The organism is Streptomyces sp. NPDC006552 (assembly GCF_040611655.1).
GTDB lineage: Bacteria > Actinomycetota > Actinomycetes > Streptomycetales > Streptomycetaceae > Streptomyces.
Genome location: NZ_JBEXOS010000032.1, coordinates 39,344 through 60,463 on the forward strand (window position 1 = coordinate 39,344; position 21,120 = coordinate 60,463).

Consider the following 21,120-nt stretch of genomic DNA (forward strand, 5'->3'; position numbering starts at 1 on the left):
AGTCTCCTTATCGTGTTACAGGCAGTACCTGGCACCAGGATGGGCGCGGGAGCATCCTGAAACCATGACGACCGAGACACGGGCCCCCGCCGGGGCCGCCCACGGGCCCTCGGCCGACCAGCTGCGCCGCGCCGAACTGGCCGCGTTCCTGCGCAGCCGCCGGGAGCGCGTCACCCCGGACCAGGTCGGCCTGCCGCGCACCGCGCGCCGCCGCACCCCGGGCCTGCGCCGCGAGGAGGTCGCCCACCTCGCCTCGGTCGGCATCACCTGGTACACGTGGCTGGAGCAGGGCCGCGCCATGAACGTCTCGGCCGGTGTCCTGGACGCCGTCACCCGCGCGCTGCGCATGGACCCGACCGAGCGCGCCCACGCCTTCGCCCTCGCCGGGGCCGTCGACCCGCGCGCCACGACGGTCAGCCCGGCGGTCACGCCGACGGTGCTGCGCCTGCTCAGGCGCCTGGAGCCGTTCCCGGCCGAGGTGAAGAACGCCCGGTACGAGATCCTCGCCCACAACCAGGCCTACGCGGACCTCTTCGGCGACCCCGCCGAGTTGGACCCCGCGCACCGCAACGCCCTGTGGATGATGTTCATGGACGAGCGCTCGCGCGCGCGGTTCCTCGACCGTGACGTGATGCTGCCCGAGCTGATCGCCAAGTACCGCAAGGCGATGGCCGAGCACATCGGCGACCCGGCCTGGAAGGCACCGGTCGACGAACTCCTCGCCGTCTCGCCCGAGTTCCGCGCCCTGTGGGAGCGGCGCGAGGTCGCCTCGATGGTCTCGCACGTCAAGCGCTACCAGCACCCCGAGGCCGGGCTGCTGCGCCTGGAGCACCGCCACATGTGGCTGGCGCCGGAGAACGACGCGTACCGGGTCGTCGCGTACCTGCCCGCCGACGACGAGACGGAGGAGCGGCTGGAGCGGCTGGCCGCCGCCGGGGCGGACTGAACCGGCCGGGACCCGGGCCGCGCCTGCCGGGGCGGCGTGGCCGCGGCCACAGGTACGTCCGTGCGGGGGCGCGTCCGGCGTACGGGACAATGGGGAGCATGACCGCTACGACCCCGCCCCTGTCCGTCGGACCGCACACCGTCGTCCCGCCGGTGGTCCTCGCGCCCATGGCCGGGATCACGAACGCGCCCTTCCGCACCCTGTGCAGGGAGTTCTCCGGCGGCAAGGGCCTCTTCGTCAGCGAGATGATCACCACTCGCGCCCTGGTCGAGCGCAACGAGAAGACCATGCAGCTGATCCACTTCGACGCGAGCGAGAAGCCCCGCTCGATCCAGCTGTACGGGGTCGACCCGGCCGTCGTCGGCAAGGCGGTCCGCATGATCGCGGAGGAGGACCTCGCCGACCACATCGACCTGAACTTCGGCTGCCCCGTCCCCAAGGTCACGCGCAAGGGCGGTGGCTCCGCCCTGCCCTACAAGCGGCCCCTGCTGCGGGCCATCCTGCGCGAGGCCGTGGCAGGGGCGGGGGAGCTGCCGGTCACGATGAAGATGCGCAAGGGGATCGACGACGACCACATCACGTTCCTCGACGCCGGCCGGATCGCGGTCGAGGAGGGCGTGAGCGCGATCGCGCTGCACGGGCGCACGGCGGCCCAGCACTACGGCGGCACGGCCGACTGGGACGCGATCGCGCGGCTCAAGGAGCACGTCCCGGAGATCCCCGTCCTCGGCAACGGTGACATCTGGTCGGCCGACGACGCGCTGCGCATGGTCCGCGAGACCGGGGTCGACGGGGTCGTGGTGGGCCGGGGCTGCCTCGGCCGGCCGTGGCTCTTCGCCGACCTGGTGGCGGCGTTCGAGGGGCGTCCGGACCGGGTGCGGCCCACGCTGTCGGTCGTGGCCGACGCGATGGTGCGGCATGCGACGTTGCTCGGGGAGTGGATCGGGGACGAGGCGCGCGGGGTGATCGACTTCCGCAAGCACGTGGCCTGGTACCTCAAGGGGTTCGCGGTGGGCTCCGAGATGCGCAAGCGGCTGGCCGTCACGTCGTCGCTGGCCGAACTCCGGTCCGGGCTCGATGAGCTGGATCTGGAGCAGGAGTGGCCGTCCGGGGCGGACGGGCCCCGGGGGCGGACGTCCGGCAACAACCGGGTGGTGCTGCCGGACGGGTGGCTGCGGGATCCCTATGACTGGGCGGGGCTCTCCGAGGAAGCAGAACTCGACACCTCCGGCGGCTGACCCGCCCTGCGCAGTTCCCCGCGCCCCTGAAAGGTGCGTCGTCCGGCTACCTGCCCGGTGGGGCTTCTCGCGCGGTTCCCCGCGCCCCTTGAAGGGTCGTCCTTCGGCTGCCCGGCCGGTGGGGGCTGGTCGCGCAGTTCCCCGCGCCCCTGAAAGGGCCGTCGTCCGGCCATCCGGTCGGTGGGGCTTCTCGCGCAGTTCCCCGCGCCCCCCAAAGGCGCACTGCGTGCGCATCGTTCGGCGTGGCCCTGATGAGATGGCGCACGCAGTGCGCATCTCAGGGGCGCGGGGAACGGCGCGAGAAGCCCCACCGGTCAGCACTCGAACAACGACCCATAGGGGGCGCGGGGAACTGCGCGACCAGCCCCCGCCGACCGGCACTCGAACCACGACCCACAAGGGGCGCGGGGAACTGCGCGACCGGCCCCCACCAGCACCCCGGCCCACCAAGCCCGCCCCCAACACCCGCGTCCACATAGTGACACCCCACTGCCCACCCGCCCCACCACACCGCGTGATTCTCGCCACCTCTGATACCCCCAACGCTCAAACGAGCAGAAAATCCCTGACTGCACTTCTCCAAGCCCTGGCACTCAGTGCCACTGCACGATCATTTACCTCTTGAACGCACATGAGAGCGCACTCCGCTCGTATGAGCGATAATCCGGGTCTACGGGGGTTGCGTCTTCAGGAAGTGAAGCCGCGTTCCAGTGCCCCCGCCCTACCCCGTCACTTTCGATCTCCTGGCGGACGGGTGGTTACAGCCGCATGACAGCAAAGTGGACGTACCCAGGGGCCTTGGATCTGGGTATGTTCCTCGCCGTCAGGGCAGCCACCGAGCCTCGAGGAGTCGAGAGCCGTGTCGGAAAACAAAGATCCTCAGGTAACCGATCACAGCGACGGTCACGCCGGCCGAGGCGATCAGGACGTGAAGTTCGTCTACGACTTCACCGAGGGGAACAGGGACCTCAAGGACCTTCTCGGCGGCAAGGGTGCCAACCTCGCCGAGATGACCAACCTGGGACTTCCCGTTCCTCCGGGCTTCACCATCACCACCGAGGCCTGCAAGGTCTACCTGGACAGCGGCGCGGAGCCGGTGGCACTGCGTGACGAGGTCGGCGTGCACCTCGACGCCCTCGAGAAGAAGATGGGCAAGAAGCTCGGCCAGGCCGACAACCCCCTTCTCGTGTCGGTCCGTTCGGGCGCCAAGTTCTCCATGCCCGGCATGATGGACACCGTCCTGAACATCGGACTCTCCGACAAGTCGGTGCAGGGCCTGGCCCAGCAGTCCGGCGACGAGCGCTTCGCCTGGGACTCCTACCGCCGGCTCATCCAGATGTTCGGCAAGACCGTGCTCGACGTCGACGGCGACCTCTTCGAGGAGGAGCTGGAGAAGGCCAAGCGCGCCAAGAAGGTCACGGTCGACACCGACCTGGACGCGGCCGACCTGAAGAAACTGGTCACGCGGTTCAAGAAGATCGTCAAGGCCGAGGCCGGGCGCGACTTCCCGCAGGACCCGCGCGAGCAGATGGACCTCGCCATCCACGCGGTCTTCGACTCGTGGAACACCGACCGCGCCAAGCTCTACCGCCGCCAGGAACGCATCCCGGGCGACCTCGGCACCGCCGTCAACATCTGCTCCATGGTCTTCGGCAACCTGGGCCCCGACTCCGGCACCGGCGTCGCCTTCACCCGCGACCCCGCCTCCGGCCACCAGGGCGTCTACGGCGACTACCTGCAGAACGCGCAGGGCGAGGACGTCGTCGCCGGTATCCGCAACACCGTGGCGCTCGCCGATCTGGAGCAGATCGACAAGAAGTCGTACGACCAGCTCATGCAGATCATGGAGACTCTGGAGAACCACTACAAGGATCTCTGCGACATCGAGTTCACCATCGAGCGCGGCCAGTTGTGGATGCTCCAGACCCGCGTCGGCAAGCGCACCGCCGGTGCCGCCTTCCGCATCGCGACCCAGCTCGTCGACCAGGGCCTGATCGACGAGGCCGAGGCGCTGCAACGCGTCACCGGCGCCCAGCTCGCGCAGCTGATGTTCCCGAAGTTCGACGAGGACGCCAAGGTCGAGCAGTTGGGCCGGGGCATCGCCGCGTCGCCGGGCGCCGCCGTCGGCAAGGCCGTCTTCGACACGTACACCGCGATCAAGTGGTCCCGCTCCGGCGAGAAGGTCATCCTGATCCGCCGCGAGACCAACCCCGACGACCTCGACGGCATGATCGCCGCCGAGGGCATCCTGACCTCGCGCGGCGGCAAGACCTCGCACGCGGCCGTCGTCGCGCGCGGCATGGGCAAGACCTGTGTCTGCGGCGCCGAGGAGCTCGACGTCGACACCAAGCGGCGGCGTCTCACCGTCGGCGACGTGGTCGTCGAGGAGGGCGACACGATCTCCATCGACGGCTCCACCGGCAAGGTGTACCTCGGCGAGGTGCCCGTCGTGCCGTCCCCGGTCGTCGAGTACTTCGAGGGCCGCATGCACGCCGGTGCCGACGACGCCGACGAACTGGTCGGCGCCGTGCACCGCATCATGGCCTACGCCGACCGCGTACGCCGCCTGCGCGTACGGGCCAACGCCGACAACGCCGAGGACGCGCTGCGCGCCCGCCGGTTCGGCGCCCAGGGCATCGGCCTGTGCCGCACCGAGCACATGTTCCTCGGCGAGCGCCGCGAGATGGTCGAGAAGCTGATCCTCGCCGACACGGACGCCGAGCGCGAGGAGTCCCTCAAGCACCTCCTGCCGCTCCAGAAGCAGGACTTCGTCGAGCTGTTCGAGGCGATGGACGGCCTGCCCGTCACCATCCGCCTCCTCGACCCGCCGCTCCACGAGTTCCTGCCCGACATCACCGAGCTGTCGGTGCGCGTCGCGCTCGCCGAGTCCCGCCAGGACAGCAACGAGAACGACCTGCGCCTGCTCCAGGCCGTCCACCGGCTGCACGAGCAGAACCCGATGCTGGGGCTGCGCGGCGTGCGGCTCGGCCTCGTCATCCCCGGCCTGTTCGCCATGCAGGTGCGCGCCATCGCCGAGGCCGCCGCCGCCCGCAAGAACGCCAAGGGCGACCCGCGCGCCGAAGTCATGATCCCGCTCGTCGGCACCGTCCAGGAGCTGGAGATCGTCCGCGAGGAGGCCGACCGGGTCATCGCGGAGGTCCAGGAGCAGACCGGCGTCAAACTGAAGCTCGCCATCGGCACCATGATCGAGCTGCCCCGCGCCGCCCTCACGGCCGGGCAGATCGCCGAGGCGGCCCAGTTCTTCTCCTTCGGCACGAACGACCTCACGCAGACCGTCTGGGGCTTCAGCCGCGACGACGTGGAGGCGAGCTTCTTCACCGCGTACCTGGAGAAGGGCATCTTCGGGGTGTCGCCGTTCGAGACGATCGACCGGGACGGCGTCGGCTCCCTGGTGCGCAACGCCGTGGAGGCCGGCCGGGCCACCCGCCCCGACCTCAAGCTCGGCGTCTGCGGCGAGCACGGCGGCGACCCGGAGTCGGTCCACTTCTTCCACGAGGTCGGCCTCGACTACGTCTCCTGCTCGCCGTTCCGCATCCCGGTCGCCCGGCTCGAGGCGGGCCGCGCCGCCTCCTCCTCGGCGGGCAGCGACCACCGGTAGCCCCCGGAGCCGCCGCCGGTCCCCGACCCTCACCGATCGGCGGCGGCTCCGGTGCACGACGGGAAGGCGGCACCCCTGTGCGGGGGGTGCCGCCTTCCCGGTTCCGGCCGCAGGCGCAGTTCGTGACGCCGCCGCCCCGCTACGCCACCCGCACCGCGTACACCGGCACCGCCGCCGTCTCGTCGTCGAGGCAGCCGCCGGTCTCCAGGTCGAAGCGCTGCTTGAGCAGCGGAGACGCCACGAACGGGCGGCCCGAGACCGAGCCGAGCAGGCCGCGCGAGAGCACCGCCGCCCCGGTGAACGGGTCCGTGTTGTCCACCGCGTGCACCCGGCCCGCGCGGTCCAGGAAGAGCGCCGCCTGCCGGCCGTCGGGGAGCAGGGCCGCGACCCCGCGCCCCGGCGTCAGCCGGTCCAGGCCGCAGACCGTCAGCCAGGTGTTCTCCAGGCCGAGCTGGATCACGGGCGCCGTCCTCGCGGGCGCGGTCGCGGTCGCCGTCATGGTCATCGTCATCGCAGAGCCAGTCCTTCCAGGGGGATCAGCGGCAGTTCGGGCTTGATCTGGTCGCGCTCCGGGACGAAGCGGACCGTCGGGTCCGGGGTGTCGGGGGCGTTGACGAAGGAGACGAAGCGGGCCAGGCGCTCCGGGTCCGCCAGGGTCTCGGCCCACTCGTCGCGGTAGTGCGCGACATGCGCGGCCATCAGGGCCTCCAGCTCGTCGCAGAGACCGAGCGCGTCGTGCACGACGACGTCCCGTACGTGGTCGAGCCCGCCGTCGATCCGCTCCAGCCAGGCGGCGGTCCGCTCCAGCCGGTCGCCGGTGCGGATGTAGAACATCAGGAACCGGTCGATCAGGCGGATCAGCTCGGCGTCGCTCAAGTCCTGGGCCAGCAGGTCGGCGTGACGGGGAGTCATGCCGCCGTTGCCGCCCACGTACAGGTTCCAGCCGTTGGCGGTCGCGATGACGCCGAAGTCCTTCGACTGGGCCTCGGCGCACTCCCGGGCGCAGCCGGAGACCGCCGACTTCAGCTTGTGCGGGGCCCGCAGGCCGCGGTAGCGCAGCTCCAGGCCGATCGCCATGCGCACCGAGTCCTGTACGCCGTACCGGCACCAGGTCTGCCCGACGCACGACTTCACGGTGCGCAGCGACTTGCCGTAGGCGTGACCGGACTCGAAGCCGGCGTCGACCAGGCGCGCCCAGATCGTGGGCAGCTGGTCGACGCGGGCGCCGAACAGGTCGATGCGCTGGCCACCGGTGATCTTCGTGTAGAGGCCGAAGTCCTTGGCCACCTCGCCGATCACGATCAGCTTCTCCGGGGTGATCTCCCCGCCCGGAATGCGGGGCACGACCGAGTACGAGCCGTTCTTCTGCAAGTTGGCGAGGAAGTGGTCGTTGGTGTCCTGCAGCGCCGACTGCTCGCCCTCCAGGACATAGCCGTCCGCGCCGATGGCCGGGGCCAGCGAGGCGATGATCGAGCCGACCGCCGGCTTGCAGACCTCACAGCCCTCTCCGCCGCGCGCCTCCTCGCGCCCGTGCTCGTCGAGCAGCCGCGCGTACGTCGTGATCCGCTTGACGCGCACGATCTCGTACAGCTCCTGGCGCGTGTGCCGGAAGCAGCCGCACAGCCCCGCGTCCCCGGACTTCGGCAGCAGCTGTCCGATGAGCTTGACGCAACTCCCGCACCCGGTACCGGCCTTGGTGCACTTCTTCACCTCCGGCAGTGAGGTGTGCGCACAGATCTCGCCCTTGGTGACGTTGTGGCAGGAGCAGATGACGGCCTCGGCGGGCAGCGCCTCCGGGCCCAGCTGCGCCGGAGCCCCCGCGCCCGCGGGCAGTACCAGCTGCTCGGGCGCGAGCGGCGGCACGGTGCCGGTCAGCGCGCGCAGCGTGCCGTACGCCTCCGCGTCACCGACGAGGATGCCGCCGAGCAACTCGCCCGCGCCACCGATGACCAGCTTCTTGTACGTGCCCGAGCGCGAGTCGGAGTAGACGACGTCCAGGCAGCCCTCGGTCGCGCCGTGCGCGTCGCCGAAGGAGGCCACGTCCACGCCGAGCAGCTTCAGCTTGGTGGACAGGTCCGCGCCGGTGAACCCCTCGGCGCCGGCCCCGGCGAGGGTGGCCGCGACCGTCGTCGCCATCTCGTAGCCGGGCGCGACGAGGCCGTACACCCGGCCGTCCGCCGCCAGCGCGCACTCGCCGATCGCGAACACCGCCGGGTCGCTGGTGCGGCATTGTTCGTCGACCGCGATGCCGCCGCGCTCGCCCACCTCCAGGCCCATGTCGCGGGCGAGCTGGTCCCGGGGCCTGACCCCGGCCGAGAAGACGACGAGGTCCGTCGCCAGCTCCGAACCGTCCGACAGCTTCATGCCGCGCACGGTGCCGCCGCGCTCCGGGCCGGCCACGATCTCCTGCGTGCCGACGCCGGTGTGCACGGACAGGCCCATCCCGGTGATGGTGCGCAGCAGCGCCGCGCCGCCGCCCTCGTCCACCTGGACGGGCATCAGACGGGGCGCGAACTCCACGATGTGCGTGGTCAGTCCGAGCCCCTGGAGCGCGCCCGCGGCCTCCAGGCCCAGCAGCCCGCCGCCCACCACGGCGCCGACGGACGCGTACTTCTTCGCGTACTCCTCGATGGCGTACAGGTCCTCGATCGTGCGGTACACGAAGCAGCCCGTCGTGTCCTTGCCGGGGACCGGCGGCACGAACGGGTACGAGCCCGTGGCAAGGACCAGCGCGTCATAGCCGACCGTGAGCCCGGAGCGGGCGCGCACGGTGCGCGCCGCGCGGTCCACCGCCACCGCCGGGTCGCCCAGGTGCAGCTCGATGCCGTGCCGCTCGATGAACTCCGGGTCCGTCATGGACAGTTCGGCGGGCGTCGTGCCCGAGAAGTACGAGGTGAGGTGGACGCGGTCGTAGGCGGGCCGCGGCTCCTCGCACAGGACGACCACCCGGTGCGTCGCGGTCAGGCCGCGCTCGGCCGCCGCTTCGAGGAAGCGCTGGCCGACCATGCCGTGGCCGACGAGGACGAGCGTGGGCCGCGCGGGGTCGCGCGGGGACTTCGAGGTCGCCATGTCAGAGGCCTCCGTCGTGGGTGAGCAGGTGGAGCAGCGGCGCGCCGTCGTCGGCAGGCAGCGCTTCGTTCGTTTCCCAGGCGTGCGCGAGGGCGCCGACCCCGCCGAGCGCGCCGACCAGCACCCCGCCGACCAGCCGGTCGCCGCGGACGACGACCCTGCGGTACGTGCCGCGCGTCGCGTCCGTGAGCTGGACGACGTCGTCGCCGGGCAGTGGCTCCGTCTCGCCGAACGCGGCGAGGTCCAGGGGGTCCGCCGCGTGCGGCAGGGTGAGCCGGGTCAGGGTCCGGGTGCCGGTGTAGCGCGGCGGGGCCGGGGCCGTGGCGCCGGTGAGCAGATCGGCCAGGACGTCGGCCTGCTCCAGGGCCGGGGTGGCGAGGCCGTAGACCTGACCGGCGTGCTGCGCGCAGTCGCCGACGGCGTGGATGCGCGGGTCGCTGGTGCGCAGCTCGTCGTCGACGACGATCCCCTGCCGGACCTCGAGACCCGCGGCGCTCGCGAGCCCTGTGCGGGGCCGCGCGCCGCAGGCCAGGACGGTGACGTCGGTGCCGAGCACATAGCCGTCGTGGAGTTCCACGCGGCGTACCCGGCCGTCGACCACGCCGACGGCCCGCACCCGGCACTCGGTGTGGATCTCCACGCCGAGCGAGGCCAGGTGCCCCGCGACCAACTCCGAGGACGCCGGGTCGAGATGGCGTTCCATGACCCGCTCGGACTGCTGGACGAGGACCACCTGTGCGCCGCGCCGGGCGAGCGCCCGGGCCGCCGAGACGCCGAGCAGACCGCCGCCGACGACGACGGCGCGGGTGCCCGGCGTCACCGCCCGCGACAGCGCCAGGCAGTCGTCCATCGTGCGGAACGCGTGCACACCGCCCGGCAGTTCACCGGCGCCGGGCCGGAACAGGCCCCGCAGCGGGGGCAGCACCGGGTTCGAGCCGGTGGCCAGGACCAGCGTGTCGTAGCCGACCTCGGCGCCGTTCTCGCACTGCACCAGGCGCCGGGCGCGGTCCACGCGGACGGCGCGGGTGCGCAGGTGGCGCCCCGGCACCGGTGGCAGCGCGATGACGTCCGGGCCGTAGCTGCCCGCCAGGACCTCGGCGAGCAGCACCCGGTTGTACGGGGCGTGCGGCTCCTCCCCGATCAGCACCGCGTGCTCGCCCAGACGGCGGGCGACGCGGGTGCCGGCCAGACCGGTGCCGATGACGACGACGCGTTTCATGCTCCGTAGCCTGCGGGGCGGGTGTTACCCGGTGGCGTCCCGTCGGTTTCCCGGGAGGAACGGTGGGCTCAGCGAGGCGGCCGGGCGGGTGTGAGGGGGGCGCCGGGCCCGCTGCGGCCGCGGCCGCTCGTCACCCGGCCGCGGCCGGCTCATAGGCTCGCCCCATGCCTGACATATCCCTGACCACCGTCGTCGTGCTCTGTCTCGCCGCCCTCGCGGCCGGCTGGGTCGACGCGGTGGTGGGCGGCGGCGGCCTCCTGCTGCTGCCCGCGCTCCTGCTCGGCCTGCCGAACTCCGCGACCGCGGGCCCCTACGCGCTCGGCACGAACAAGGCCGTCGCCATCGTCGGCACCACCGGCGCCGCCGTCACCTACGCCCGCAAGGCCCCCGTCGACGTCCGTCTCGCCGTGCGCATCGGCGCGGCCGCGCTCGCGGGCTCGACCGGTGGCGCGCTGCTCGCCGCCGGACTGAGCACGGCGGTCCTCAAGCCGGTCGTGATGGTGGTGCTCGTCGCCGTCGGCGCCTTCGTGATCTTCCGGCCCTCCTTCGGCACCGCGCCCGCGGCAGGCCCCGTCCCGCCCCGCCGGATCCTCGCCGCGATCGGCCTCGCGGGCCTCGGCATCGGCTTCTACGACGGTCTGATCGGCCCCGGCACCGGCACCTTCCTGGTCCTCGCGCTGACCGCCCTGCTCCACTTCGACCTCGTCACTGCCTCCGCCACCGCGAAGATCGTCAACTGCTGTACGAACGCCGGCGCACTGGCCATGTTCGCGGCGAAGGGCACCGTCCACTGGCAGCTCGCCGGGCTGATGGCCGTCTTCAACCTCGCGGGCGGGATGATCGGCGCGCACACCGCGCTCAAACGGGGGGCCGGTTTCGTGCGGGTCGTCCTGCTCACCGTGGTCTGCGCGCTGGTGGTGAAGATGGCGTACGAGCAGTGGGTGGCCTGAGACCGCCGCGGCTCAGGGGGCCGCCGGCGCCAGGCGGACCGCGCACACCTTGAACTCCGGCATGCGCGACGTCGGGTCCAGGGCCGGGTTCGTCAGCGTGTTGGCCCGGCCCCGGCCCGGCCAGTGGAAGGGCATGAAGACCGTGTCGGGGCGGATCGCCGTGGTCAGGCGGGCCGGGGCCCGGGCCTCGCCGCGCCGGGAGGTGACCGTCACGGTGTCGCCCTCCGCCACGCCCAGGCGCGCGGCGAGGCGGGGGTGGAGCTCCACGAACGGGCCCGGGGCCGCCTTGTTCAGCTCGGCCACGCGGCGGGTCTGCGCCCCCGACTGGTACTGCGCGACCACCCGGCCCGTCGTCAGGTAGAGCGGGTACTCCGCGTCCGGCTCCTCCGCCGCCGGGCGGTGCGTCACCGGGACGAAGCGGGCGCGGCCGTCCTCGGTGGCGAACCGGTCCAGGAAGAGGCGGGGAGTGCCCGGGTGGCCGGGGCCCGGGCACGGCCAGTGCAGGGCCTCGTCCCGTTCCAGGCGGGCGTAGGAGATGCCCGCGTAGTCCGCGGGACCGCCCGCCGACGCCCGGCGCAGTTCGTCGAAGACCTCCTGCGGATCGGTCGGGAAGCCCTTCTCCCGCTCCGGTGCCAGGCGGGCCGTCAGGTCGCGGAGCACGTCCAGGTCGGAGTGGACACCGGGCGGCGGCGCCAGTGCGCGCCGGCGCAGCAGGACACGGCCCTCCAGGTTCGTCGTCGTGCCGGTCTCCTCCGCCCACTGCGTCACGGGCAGCACCACGTCCGCCAGTTCGGCCGTCTCGGACAGGACCACGTCCGCCACCGCCAGGAAACCGAGCGCCCGCAGCCGCCCCTCGATGTGCGCCGCCCGGGGGGCGGAGACCACCGGGTTCGACCCCATGACCAGCAGGGAGTGGATGTCGTCGCCGAGCGCGTCCAGGAGTTCGTAGGCCGAGCGGCCGGGGCCGGGCAGGGACGCCGGGTCCACGCCCCAGACCTCCGCCACGTGGGCGCGGTCGGCCGGGTCGGTCAGCTTGCGGTACCCCGGCAACTGGTCGGCCTTCTGGCCGTGTTCGCGGCCCCCCTGCCCGTTGCCCTGGCCGGTCAGGCAGCCGTAGCCGGAGAGCGGGCGGCCGGGGCGGCCGGTGGCCAGGGCCAGGTTGATCCAGGCGCCGACCGTGTCCGTGCCCTTCGACTGCTGCTCGGGGCCGCGGGCCGTCAGCACCATCGCGTGGTCGGGAGCGGTGAACAGGCGCACCGCCTCGCGCAGCTGGGGGAGGGGGACGCCGGTGACCCGCTCCACGTACTCCGGCCAGTGCGCCATCGCCGCGGACCGGGCCGCCTCCCAGCCGCTGGTGCGCTCGCGCACGTACTCCTCGTCGACCCGGCCCTCGGCCACCACCAGGTGCAGCATGCCGAGGGCGAGCGCCAGGTCGGTGCCGGGGCGCGGCGCCAGGTGCAGGTCGGCCAGGTCGGCGGTGCGGGTGCGGCGGGGGTCGATGACGATCAGCTTGCCGCCGGCCGCCTTCAGCTCCGTGAAGTGGCGCAGCGCCGGCGGCATCGTCTCGGCCGGGTTCGAGCCGACCAGGATGACGCAGCCGGTGCGCGGGACGTCCGCCAACGGGAAGGGCAGGCCCCGGTCGACGCCGAACGCCTTCAGGCCCGCGGCCGCCGCCGACGACATGCAGAAGCGGCCGTTGTAGTCGATCTGCGACGTGCCGAGCACCGTGCGGGCGAACTTGCCGAGCGCGTAGGCCTTCTCGTTGGTGAGCCCGCCGCCGCCGAAGACCGCGCACGCGTCCGTGCCGTGGACCGCGCGGGTGCGGGCCAGGCCCGCCGCGACCGCGTCCAGCGCCTCGTCCCAGCCGGCCGGCTCCAGCCGGCCCCCGGCCCCGCGGATCAAGGGGGTCGTCAGCCGGGCCCCGGCGCTCAGCACGGCGGCGGCGCTCTGGCCCTTTCCGCACAGCGCCCCCCGGTTCACCGGGAAGTCCGCCCGGCCGGCGACCGACACGCCCGTGCCCGACGCGTCCGGCGTGAGCGTCATCCCGCACTGCAGCGCGCAGTACGGGCAGTGCGAGTGGGTGGGAGCGGCGGCCGGGGGCGCGGGATGCGGGTGCATGGCGCCAGCCTGCGCGGCTCGTGTTACGCGGCACGGGCGGGCCCGGTTACGCAGGCGGTACGCACATCTCGCAGGGGCCCGCGGACCGGTGTGAGGTCAGCGTGGCCCGGCCAGCGCCCGGCGGATGCCGTCCTCCCGCGCGCCCAGGAACCGCGGGTCGGGACGGACCAGCGCGTCGAGCGCCGCCTTCCCCGCCGCCAGCACTTCCCGCGCCCCGCCCGCGTACCAGGTCACGTCGTGCCGCTCGTCCACTCCGACCCCGTACGCCCGCACACCCGCCGCCTCGCACAGCGCCACCGCCCGGCGGATGTGGAAGCCCTGGCTGAGCAGGACCGCCCGGTCCACCCCGAAGATCTTCTTGGCGCGCACGCACGAGTCCCAGGTGTCGAAGCCCGCGTAGTCGCTCACCACGGCGCGGTCCGGCACCCCGCGCCGCGTCAGGTAGGTGCGCATCGCGTCCGGCTCGTCGTAGTCGGTGCGGCTGTTGTCGCCCGTGACGAGCACGGCGCGGACCCGGCCCCCGCGGTACAGCGCGGCCGCCGCGTCGAGCCGGTGGGCCAGATAGGGCGAGGGCTCGCCCTGCCACAGGCCCGCCCCGAACACCACCGCCACCTCCGTGCGCGGCACGTCGGCCGCCGAGCGCAGCCGGTCACCGGTCGACGTGAACAGCCACGTGGCGGGCAGGAGCGCCAGCACACAGAGCGCCATGAGGCACTGCACCGCCCGGCGCCGGCCCCGGCGGGTACGGGACCAGCGCGGGCGGGACAGGCGTAGGCGCACGGGGACCTCCGGTGGACGTCGGCAGCGATGACGGACGGTCTTCGCAGGAGGGAGACGCCGTACGGGGCGAAACGGTTCGCTCCCGCGCATCCGGGCCGCGGCCCGCCACCCGCCCGAGCCGCCGCTCACCCCGCGCCCCCGCCCGCCGTGAAGCGCGCGCAACCCGTCGTGACCCCCGCGCAACAGCCCGGCAACGCCAGGGCGGCAGGATCGCCGCATGACCGACGCGTCGGTACACCTCGACCCACGCGGCAAGGACGGCGGGAATCTCACCATGACGAGCGAAACGAGCAGCACCCGGCCCGGCTCCGGCGCCCCGCACCCCGCGCTGGTACTCGTCGCCCACGGCAGCCGCGACCCGCGCGCCCTCGCCACCGTCCGCACCCTGGCGCGCCGGGTGCGGGAGAGACGGCCGCACCTCGCCGTCCACCTCGGCCACATCGAACTGAACGAACCCCTGCTCCCCGACGTCCTGGCCGCGCTGCCCGCCGGGAGCCGGGCCGGCGCCGTCCTCGTGCCGCTCCTGCTCTCCCGCGGGTACCACGTCAAACGGGATCTGCCCGCCGCCGCCGCGGCCGCCGGGCACCTGCGCACCCGGGTCGCGGCCCCGCTCGGCCCGCACCCGCTGCTCGTGGACGTCCTGCACGACCGGCTGCGCGAGGCGGGCTGGCCCGCCGGGCCCGGGGAGCGCGAGCGGCGCCGCGCCGGCGTCGTCCTGGCCGCCTCCGGCTCCCGCGACCCCGAAGCCGCCGTCGACACCGCGCGCACCGCCGCCCTCCTCGCCCACCGCCTCGGCGTCCCGGTGCTCCCCGCCTACGCCTCCGGACCGGGCCCTGGCGTCGCCGCCGCGGCCCGCGCCCTCGCCGCCCGGGGCCGCCACCACGCGGCGCTCGCCTCGTACTTCACCGCGCCGGGCCGGTTCGCCACCGAGGCCGCCACCGCGTTCGACGGCGTCGTCGCCGCCCCGCTCGGCGCCCACCCCGGCCTGGCCCGGCTCGCCCTGCACCGCTACGACAGCGCCCTGCGCGCCCCGGCCGGACCCGCCCGGCACCTGGCGCCCGCCTGACCGGACCGGGCCCCGCCCCCCGCTGTCGGCGCGGGGCTTTACTGTCAGGGCATGAAGACCACGGACGAAGGCTGCGGCACGTACGAGGAGGCGGACGTCGAGCGCTTCGCCCCGGAGCCCGACAAGCGTCCGGGCCGCACCGCGTTCCAGCGCGACCGGGCCCGCGTCCTGCACTCCTCGGCGCTGCGCAGGCTCGCCGGCAAGACCCAGGTCGTCACGCCGGGCACCCGCAGCCGCCACTGGGACGCCAGCCCGCGCACCCGGCTCACCCACTCCCTGGAGTGCGCCCAGGTCGGCCGGGAGCTGGGCGCGGCCCTCGGCTGCGACCCGGACCTCGTCGAGACGGCCTGCCTCGCCCACGACATGGGCCACCCGCCCTTCGGGCACAACGGCGAACAGGCGCTGAACGAGGTGGCGCAGGACTGCGGCGGCTTCGAGGGGAACGCGCAGTCGCTGCGGCTGCTCACCCGCATCGAGCCCAAGCGGTTCGTCCGCTCGCCCGACAGCGGCGAGCTGGTCAGCGTCGGCCTGAACCTGACCCGGGCCGCCCTCGACGCCGCCGCGAAGTACCCGTGGCCGCGCGGCGAGCACCCGAGCGATCCCGCCTCCGCCAAGTTCGGGGTCTACGAGGACGACCGGCCCGTCTTCGACTGGGTCAGGAAAGAGGCGCCGGGCCGCCGCGTCTGCTTCGAGGCCCAGGTCATGGACTGGGCGGACGACGTCGCGTACTCCGTGCACGACCTGGAGGACGGCCTGCACGCCGGCCACCTGGACCCGAACATGCTGCACGCCGAGCCCGAGCGCGCCGACGTCTTCGCCGTCGCGCTCGGCCGGTACGTGCCCGCGGACACCGACCCGGCCGAGCTGGCGGCCGCCCTGGACCGGCTCCTGGACCAGGAGTGGTGGCCGCACGGCTACGACGGCACCGCGGTCGCCCAGGCCCGCCTCAAGGACGCCACCAGCCAGCTCATCGGCCGGTTCTGCCTCGCCGCGGAGGCCGCGACCCGCGCGCGGTACGGCACGGGACGGCTGACGCGGTACACGGCCGAGCTGGTCGTCCCGCGCGCCGCCCGCCACGAGTGCGCCGTCCTCAAGGCGGTCGCCGACCGGTACGTGATGCAGCGCCCGCAGCAGGAGCGGCTCCGCGCCGACCAGCGGATCGTCGTCGCGGAGCTGGCGCAGGCGCTCACGGCCCGCGCCCCCGAGGGGCTCGACCCGCAGTTCCGGGCGCTGTTCGACGACGCGCCCGACGACCGGACGAGGAAGCGCGTCATCGTCGACCAGATCGCCTCCCTGACCGACGCCTCGGCCCGGACCCTGCACGCCCGCCTCACCGCCGACCACTCGGCGTGACCGCTCGCGCGGACATCGCAGGAGAAAGCTGCCCTGATCGGGCCACGCCCCCTTCCCGCATCACGCTGCGTGCGGGACGCTCGCATATGACGGCAGCGCAACGAGGAGGCATCAAGTGGTCGACGCGGACCAGACGTTCGTCATCGTCGGAGGAGGGCTCGCCGGCGCCAAGGCCGCCGAGACGCTCCGCGCGGAGGGCTTCACCGGCCGGGTGATCCTCATCGGTGACGAGCGGGACCACCCCTACGAACGCCCGCCCCTGTCGAAGGGGTTCCTCCAGGGCAAGGAGGCGCGGGAGAAGGCCCTCGTCCACGATCCGGCCTGGTACGCGGGGAACGACGTGGAACTGCACCTGGGCCAGACGGTGACCGCCGTCGACCGCGCCGCGAAGACGGTCCGGCTCGGCGACTCCACCACCGTCCGCTACGACAAGCTGCTGCTGGCCACCGGCGCCGAACCGCGCCGGCTCGACATCCCCGGCACCGGCCTGGCCGGCGTCCACCACCTGCGCCGCCTGGCCCACGCGGAGCGCCTGAAGAACGTGCTGGCCGCGCTCGGGCGGGACAACGGCCACCTGGTCATCGCCGGCGCCGGCTGGATCGGCCTGGAGGTCGCCGCGGCCGCCCGGGAGTACGGCGCCGAGGTCACGGTGGTGGAGGCGCAGGCAACGCCGCTGCACGCCGTGCTCGGCCCCGAGGTCGGCCAGATCTTCACCGAGCTCCACAGCGACCACGGCGTCCGGTTCCACTTCGGCGCCCGGCTCACCGCGATCAGCGGCCACGACGGCATGGTCCTCGCCGCCCACACCGACGACGGCGAGGAGCACCCGGCGCACGACGTGCTCGCCGCGATCGGCGCCGCCCCGCGCACCGGGCTCGCCGAGGCCGCGGGCCTGGACCTGGCCGGCCGGGAGCACGGCGGCGGCATTGCCGTCGACGCCTCCCTGCGCACCTCCGACCCCGACATCTACGCCGCGGGCGACGTGGCCGCGCTCCCACGCCCGGGGTTCTCGCCGGAGCCCGGCACCCTGCGCGTGGAGCACTGGGCCAACGCGCTCAACGGCGGCCCGGCCGCGGCCCGCGCCATGCTCGGCAAGGACGTCACGTACGACCGCGTGCCCTACTTCTTCTCCGACCAGTACGACGTGGGCCTGGAGTACTCGGGCTGGGCGCCGCCGGGCAGCTACGACCAGGTGGTGCTCCGCGGCGACGCGGGCAAGCGCGAGTTCATCGCGTTCTGGCTGCGGGACGGCCGGGTGCTGGCCGGGATGAACGTGAACGTGTGGGACGTCACCGGGCAGATCCAGCAGCTGATCCGCTCCGGCGCGCGGCCCGGCACGGAGCGCCTGGGCGACCCGACGGTCCCGCTCGGCGATCTGCTGGAGGGGTGAGCGGGAGTGTCGGCGCCGGGCCGTAGGATTCACGCGTGGCAGGCAGGATCAATGACGAGGACGTGAAGGCGGTTCGGGACGCGGTCCCGATCGACGCCGTGGTCTCCGAGTACCTGCAACTGCGCAACGCGGGCGGCGGGAACCTGAAGGGCCTGTGCCCCTTCCACGACGAGAAGTCCCCGTCCTTCCAGGTCAGCCCGAGCAAGGGGTTCTTCCACTGCTTCGGCTGCCAGGAGGGCGGCGACACCATCACGTTCGTGATGAAGGTCGACCACCTCACCTTCTCCGAGGCCGTGGAGCGCCTGGCCGGCCAGGCCGGCATCACCCTGCGCTACGAAGAGGGCGGGTACAACCCCTCCCACCAGCGCGGCGAGCGCATCCGCCTGGTCGAGGCGCACAAGGCCGCCGCGCAGTTCTACGCCGAGCAGCTGGAGTCCCCGGAGGCGGAGATCGGCCGCGCCTTCCTCGCCGAGCGCGGCTTCGACCAGGCCGCCGCCGCCCACTTCGGCGTCGGCTACAGCCCGGCGGGCTGGGACCACCTCACCCGCTTCCTGCGCGGCAAGGGCTTCAGCGACAAGGAGCTGACCCTCTCCGGGCTCTCCCAGGAGGGCCGCCGCGGCCCCATCGACCGCTTCCGCGGCCGCCTGATGTGGCCGATCCGCGACATCGGCGGCGAGGTCGTCGGCTTCGGCGCCCGCCGCCTGCGCGAGGACGACAACGGCCCGAAGTACCTGAACACCCCCGAGACCCCGATCTACAAGAAGTCGCAGGTCCTGTACGGCATCGACCTCGCCAAGAAGGAGATCGCCAAGACCTCCCGCGCCGTCGTGGTCGAGGGGTACACCGACGTCATGGCCTGCCACCTGGCCGGGATCACCACCGCCATCGCCACCTGCGGCACCGCCTTCGGCAGCGACCACATCAAGATCCTGCGCCGGCTGCTCATGGACAACGGCTCGGCGCGGGTGATCTTCACCTTCGACGGCGACGCGGCCGGCCAGAAGGCGGCCCTGCGCGCCTTCGAGGACGACCAGAAGTTCGCCGCCGAGACGTACATCGCCATCGCGCCGGACAACATGGACCCCTGCGACCTGCGCCTGGCCAAGGGGGACGAGGCCGTCGCCGACCTGGTCGAGCCGCGCACCCCGCTCTTCGAGTTCGCGCTGCGCCAGATCGTCGCGCGCTACGACCTGGAGACCCCGGCGGGCCGCGCCGCCGCCCTCGACGAGGCCGCGCCGGTCGTCGCCCGCATCAAGAACAGCGCCTCGCAGCACGAGGTCGCCGTGCAGCTCGCGGGCATGCTCGGCATCCTCGACACCCAGTTCGTCGTCAAGCGCGTCGCGCAGCTGGGCCGCTGGGCCCGCGACCGCGGCGGCAAGGGCCCGGCCCCCACCGGCCGGGGCCGCCAGGACCCGGCGCCCGCCGCGCCCGCCCCCGCCTTCGGCGGCCCCGCGCTCACCCTGCGCAACCCGGTCTACGCGACCGAGCGCGAGCTGCTCAAACTGGCGCTCCAGTACCCGCAGCTGGTCTCCCCGGCCTTCGACGCCTACGGGATCGACGAGTTCACGGCCGCCCCGTACGCCGCCGTGCGCCAGGCCGTCCTGGAGGCGGGCGGCGCCGAGCAGGGCATCGCCGACCCCCACGAGTACCTCGTGCGGGTCCGGGAGGCCGCCCCGGACAACGCGGTGCGGGCGATGGTGACCGAGCTGGCCGTCGAGGCGATCCACCGCAAAACGGTCGACGAGGCGTACGCGGGGGAGCAGCTCGTCACCGTGCGCCGCCGCGCCGTCGAGCGTCGCATCCGCGACGTCCAGGGCACCTTCACCCGCCTCGGCTCCGGCGGCGACCCGGCGCAACTGGCGACCGTACAGAACGAGTTGTGGGTGCTCCAGCAGTACGACCAGGCGCTGCGCGAGCGGGGCGCGCAGGCGCTGTAGGCGCCGGGCCGCGCTGCCGCGCGCCGTTTCGGCCCGATCGGGGCCGGGCAGAGCGGGCACTCGTACAGTTCGGTAACCGTGCGGTCACGCACCGGACTCAGAAAGTCACCGCACGCCCCTCGTGGCGGCAGTGTGTCGTACTCCACACTGGGTGCGGTGCCTGAGTCCTCGGAGCGCGGCCGGAGCCCGGACCCCGGGCCCGACACCCCCGCGGTTCCGCTCATCGCGTTCGGGAAGGACAGCGGCGCGGCCGCCGTCCCCGCCCCCCTGCCGCACGCCTCAGCCGCGATCACCTTGGAGGTCGCCCCCGTGCAGAGCCAGACCCTCAGTCAGAGCGACAGCACAGCGCAGGCCCTCGCCGACCCCGAAGGCGACATGGACGGCGGGGCTCTCCCGCCGCAGAGCCGGGTGGCCCACCACCCCGAGGGAGCCCCGGCGGCCGGGGCGGCGGACGAACCCGAGCCGGCCGAGCCGGTGCGCGGCCCCCGCGCGGACACCGGCGGCCCCTCCTCCGACCTGTTCCGCCAGTACCTGCGGGAGATCGGCCGCATCCCGCTGCTCACCGCGGCGGAGGAGGTGGAGCTGGCGCGGTGCGTCGAGGCGGGCCTGTTCGCCGAGGAGAAGCTCACCCACGCCGGCGACCTGGACTCGCGGCTCGCCCTCGACCTGGACCGGCTGGTGGTCATGGGCCGGATGGCCAAGCGCCGCCTGATCGAGGCGAACCTGCGCCTGGTCGTCTCGGTCGCCAAACGGTACGTGGGCCGCGGCCTGACCATGCTCGACCTGGTCCAGGAGGGCAACCTCGGCCTCATCCGGGCGGTCGAGAAGTTCGACTACGCCCGCGGCTACAAGTTCTCCACGTACGCGACCTGGTGGATCCGCCAGGCCATGAGCCGCGCCCTCGCCGACCAGGCGCGGACGATACGGGTCCCGGTGCACGTGGTCGAGCTGATCAACCGGGTCGTGCGCGTGCAGCGCCGGATGCTCCAGGAGCGCGGGTACGAGCCGACCCCGCACGAGGTGGCCGCCCACCTGGACCTGCCGCAGGAGCGCGTCAGCGAGGTCCTGCGGCTCGCGCAGGAGCCGGTCTCGCTGCACGCCCCCGTCGGCGAGGAGGACGACGTGGCACTCGGCGACCTCATCGAGGACGGCGACGCGGCCAGCCCCGTCGAATCGGCGGCGTTCCTCCTGCTCAGGCAGCACCTGGAGGCCGTGCTCTCCACCCTCGGCGAGCGCGAGCGCAAGGTGGTCCAGCTCCGCTACGGCCTCGCCGACGGCCGCCCCCGCACGCTGGAGGAGATCGGCCGCATCTTCGGCGTCACCCGCGAACGCATCCGCCAGATCGAGTCGAAGACCCTGAACAAACTCAGGGACCACGCCTTCGCGGACCAGCTGAGGGGCTACCTGGACTGAGGCAGCCCCGAAGGGGCGAGCC

At 73.5% G+C, this 21,120-nt stretch carries 14 protein-coding genes; 9 read left to right on the forward strand and 5 right to left on the reverse strand.

Annotation, left to right across the window (positions count from 1 at the left end; genetic code table 11):
• The first annotated feature begins 64 nt into the window (after window positions 1–64).
• From ABZY33_RS19730 to ppdK, 3 genes are all read left to right on the forward strand, one after another.
• Entirely contained in the window at window positions 65–946 is an 882-nt protein-coding gene (locus ABZY33_RS19730) for a helix-turn-helix transcriptional regulator (RefSeq protein ID WP_356492887.1), read from the forward strand.
• A gap of 98 nt (window positions 947–1,044) precedes the next feature.
• On the forward strand, window positions 1,045–2,184 hold the full coding sequence (gene dusB / locus ABZY33_RS19735; protein WP_356492888.1) for a tRNA dihydrouridine synthase DusB: 1,140 nt from the start codon (window positions 1,045–1,047) through the stop codon (window positions 2,182–2,184).
• Between the two features lie 928 nt (window positions 2,185–3,112).
• Complete coding sequence (gene ppdK, locus ABZY33_RS19740) at window positions 3,113–5,803, forward strand: pyruvate, phosphate dikinase (protein WP_356492889.1); 2,691 nt, start codon at window positions 3,113–3,115, stop codon at window positions 5,801–5,803.
• A gap of 139 nt (window positions 5,804–5,942) precedes the next feature.
• On the opposite strand, the gene nirD is transcribed toward ppdK, so the two are convergent.
• Genes nirD through ABZY33_RS19755 form a run of 3 tightly spaced genes read right to left on the reverse strand, consistent with a single transcriptional unit; the run spans window position 5,943 to window position 10,091 of the window.
• Window positions 5,943–6,314: a nitrite reductase small subunit NirD gene (gene nirD / locus ABZY33_RS19745; protein ID WP_356492890.1), complete on the reverse strand. Its 372-nt coding sequence runs from the start codon at window positions 6,312–6,314 to the stop codon at window positions 5,943–5,945.
• Window positions 6,311–8,872: a nitrite reductase large subunit NirB gene (nirB, locus tag ABZY33_RS19750; RefSeq protein ID WP_356492891.1), complete on the reverse strand. Its 2,562-nt coding sequence runs from the start codon at window positions 8,870–8,872 to the stop codon at window positions 6,311–6,313. The genes nirD and nirB overlap by 4 nt, the downstream gene beginning before the upstream one ends.
• A gap of 1 nt (window position 8,873) precedes the next feature.
• Entirely contained in the window at window positions 8,874–10,091 is a 1,218-nt protein-coding gene (locus ABZY33_RS19755; protein WP_356492892.1) for an FAD-dependent oxidoreductase, read from the reverse strand.
• 164 nt (window positions 10,092–10,255) lie between these two features.
• Between ABZY33_RS19755 and ABZY33_RS19760 the strand changes: the two genes are divergently transcribed.
• Window positions 10,256–11,041 (forward strand): sulfite exporter TauE/SafE family protein, encoded by a 786-nt coding sequence (locus ABZY33_RS19760; protein ID WP_356492893.1) that lies wholly within the window; start codon window positions 10,256–10,258, stop codon window positions 11,039–11,041.
• Window positions 11,042–11,053: 12 nt separating this feature from the next.
• Here ABZY33_RS19760 and ABZY33_RS19765 read toward each other — a convergent pair whose 3' ends face one another.
• Window positions 11,054–13,159, reverse strand: coding sequence for a molybdopterin oxidoreductase family protein (locus ABZY33_RS19765; RefSeq protein WP_356492894.1), 2,106 nt, complete (start codon window positions 13,157–13,159; stop codon window positions 11,054–11,056).
• Window positions 13,160–13,255: 96 nt separating this feature from the next.
• Window positions 13,256–13,867, reverse strand: coding sequence for an ElyC/SanA/YdcF family protein (locus ABZY33_RS19770; protein ID WP_356492916.1), 612 nt, complete (start codon window positions 13,865–13,867; stop codon window positions 13,256–13,258).
• A gap of 346 nt (window positions 13,868–14,213) precedes the next feature.
• On the opposite strand from ABZY33_RS19770, the gene ABZY33_RS19775 reads away from it, so the two are divergent.
• The 5 genes from ABZY33_RS19775 to ABZY33_RS19795 all read left to right on the forward strand — a co-directional run bounded on the left by ABZY33_RS19775 (window position 14,214) and on the right by ABZY33_RS19795 (window position 21,098).
• Complete coding sequence (locus tag ABZY33_RS19775) at window positions 14,214–15,005, forward strand: sirohydrochlorin chelatase (RefSeq protein ID WP_356492917.1); 792 nt, start codon at window positions 14,214–14,216, stop codon at window positions 15,003–15,005.
• A gap of 51 nt (window positions 15,006–15,056) precedes the next feature.
• Window positions 15,057–16,358, forward strand: coding sequence for a deoxyguanosinetriphosphate triphosphohydrolase (locus tag ABZY33_RS19780; protein WP_356492895.1), 1,302 nt, complete (start codon window positions 15,057–15,059; stop codon window positions 16,356–16,358).
• 115 nt (window positions 16,359–16,473) lie between these two features.
• Entirely contained in the window at window positions 16,474–17,748 is a 1,275-nt protein-coding gene (locus tag ABZY33_RS19785; RefSeq protein ID WP_356492896.1) for an FAD-dependent oxidoreductase, read from the forward strand.
• Between the two features lie 35 nt (window positions 17,749–17,783).
• Entirely contained in the window at window positions 17,784–19,685 is a 1,902-nt protein-coding gene (gene dnaG / locus ABZY33_RS19790; protein ID WP_356492897.1) for a DNA primase, read from the forward strand.
• A gap of 156 nt (window positions 19,686–19,841) precedes the next feature.
• Entirely contained in the window at window positions 19,842–21,098 is a 1,257-nt protein-coding gene (locus ABZY33_RS19795; protein ID WP_356492898.1) for an RNA polymerase sigma factor, read from the forward strand.
• The last annotated feature ends 22 nt before the right edge of the window (window positions 21,099–21,120 follow it).

Bases quoted from the DNA above. Each gene is read 5' to 3' on its own strand.
- ABZY33_RS19765 (WP_356492894.1), bottom strand. From the start codon at position 13,159: ATGCACCCGCATCCCGCGCCCCCGGCCGCCGCTCCCACCCACTCGCAC.
- ABZY33_RS19775 (WP_356492917.1), top strand. From the start codon at position 14,214: ATGACGAGCGAAACGAGCAGCACCCGGCCCGGCTCCGGCGCCCCGCAC.
- nirB (WP_356492891.1), bottom strand. From the start codon at position 8,872: ATGGCGACCTCGAAGTCCCCGCGCGACCCCGCGCGGCCCACGCTCGTC.
- ABZY33_RS19770 (WP_356492916.1), bottom strand. From the start codon at position 13,867: ATGGCGCTCTGTGTGCTGGCGCTCCTGCCCGCCACGTGGCTGTTCACG.
- ABZY33_RS19755 (WP_356492892.1), bottom strand. From the start codon at position 10,091: ATGAAACGCGTCGTCGTCATCGGCACCGGTCTGGCCGGCACCCGCGTC.
- ABZY33_RS19730 (WP_356492887.1), top strand. From the start codon at position 65: ATGACGACCGAGACACGGGCCCCCGCCGGGGCCGCCCACGGGCCCTCG.
- ABZY33_RS19780 (WP_356492895.1), top strand. From the start codon at position 15,057: ATGAAGACCACGGACGAAGGCTGCGGCACGTACGAGGAGGCGGACGTC.
- dusB (WP_356492888.1), top strand. From the start codon at position 1,045: ATGACCGCTACGACCCCGCCCCTGTCCGTCGGACCGCACACCGTCGTC.
- nirD (WP_356492890.1), bottom strand. From the start codon at position 6,314: ATGACGATGACCATGACGGCGACCGCGACCGCGCCCGCGAGGACGGCG.
- ABZY33_RS19760 (WP_356492893.1), top strand. From the start codon at position 10,256: ATGCCTGACATATCCCTGACCACCGTCGTCGTGCTCTGTCTCGCCGCC.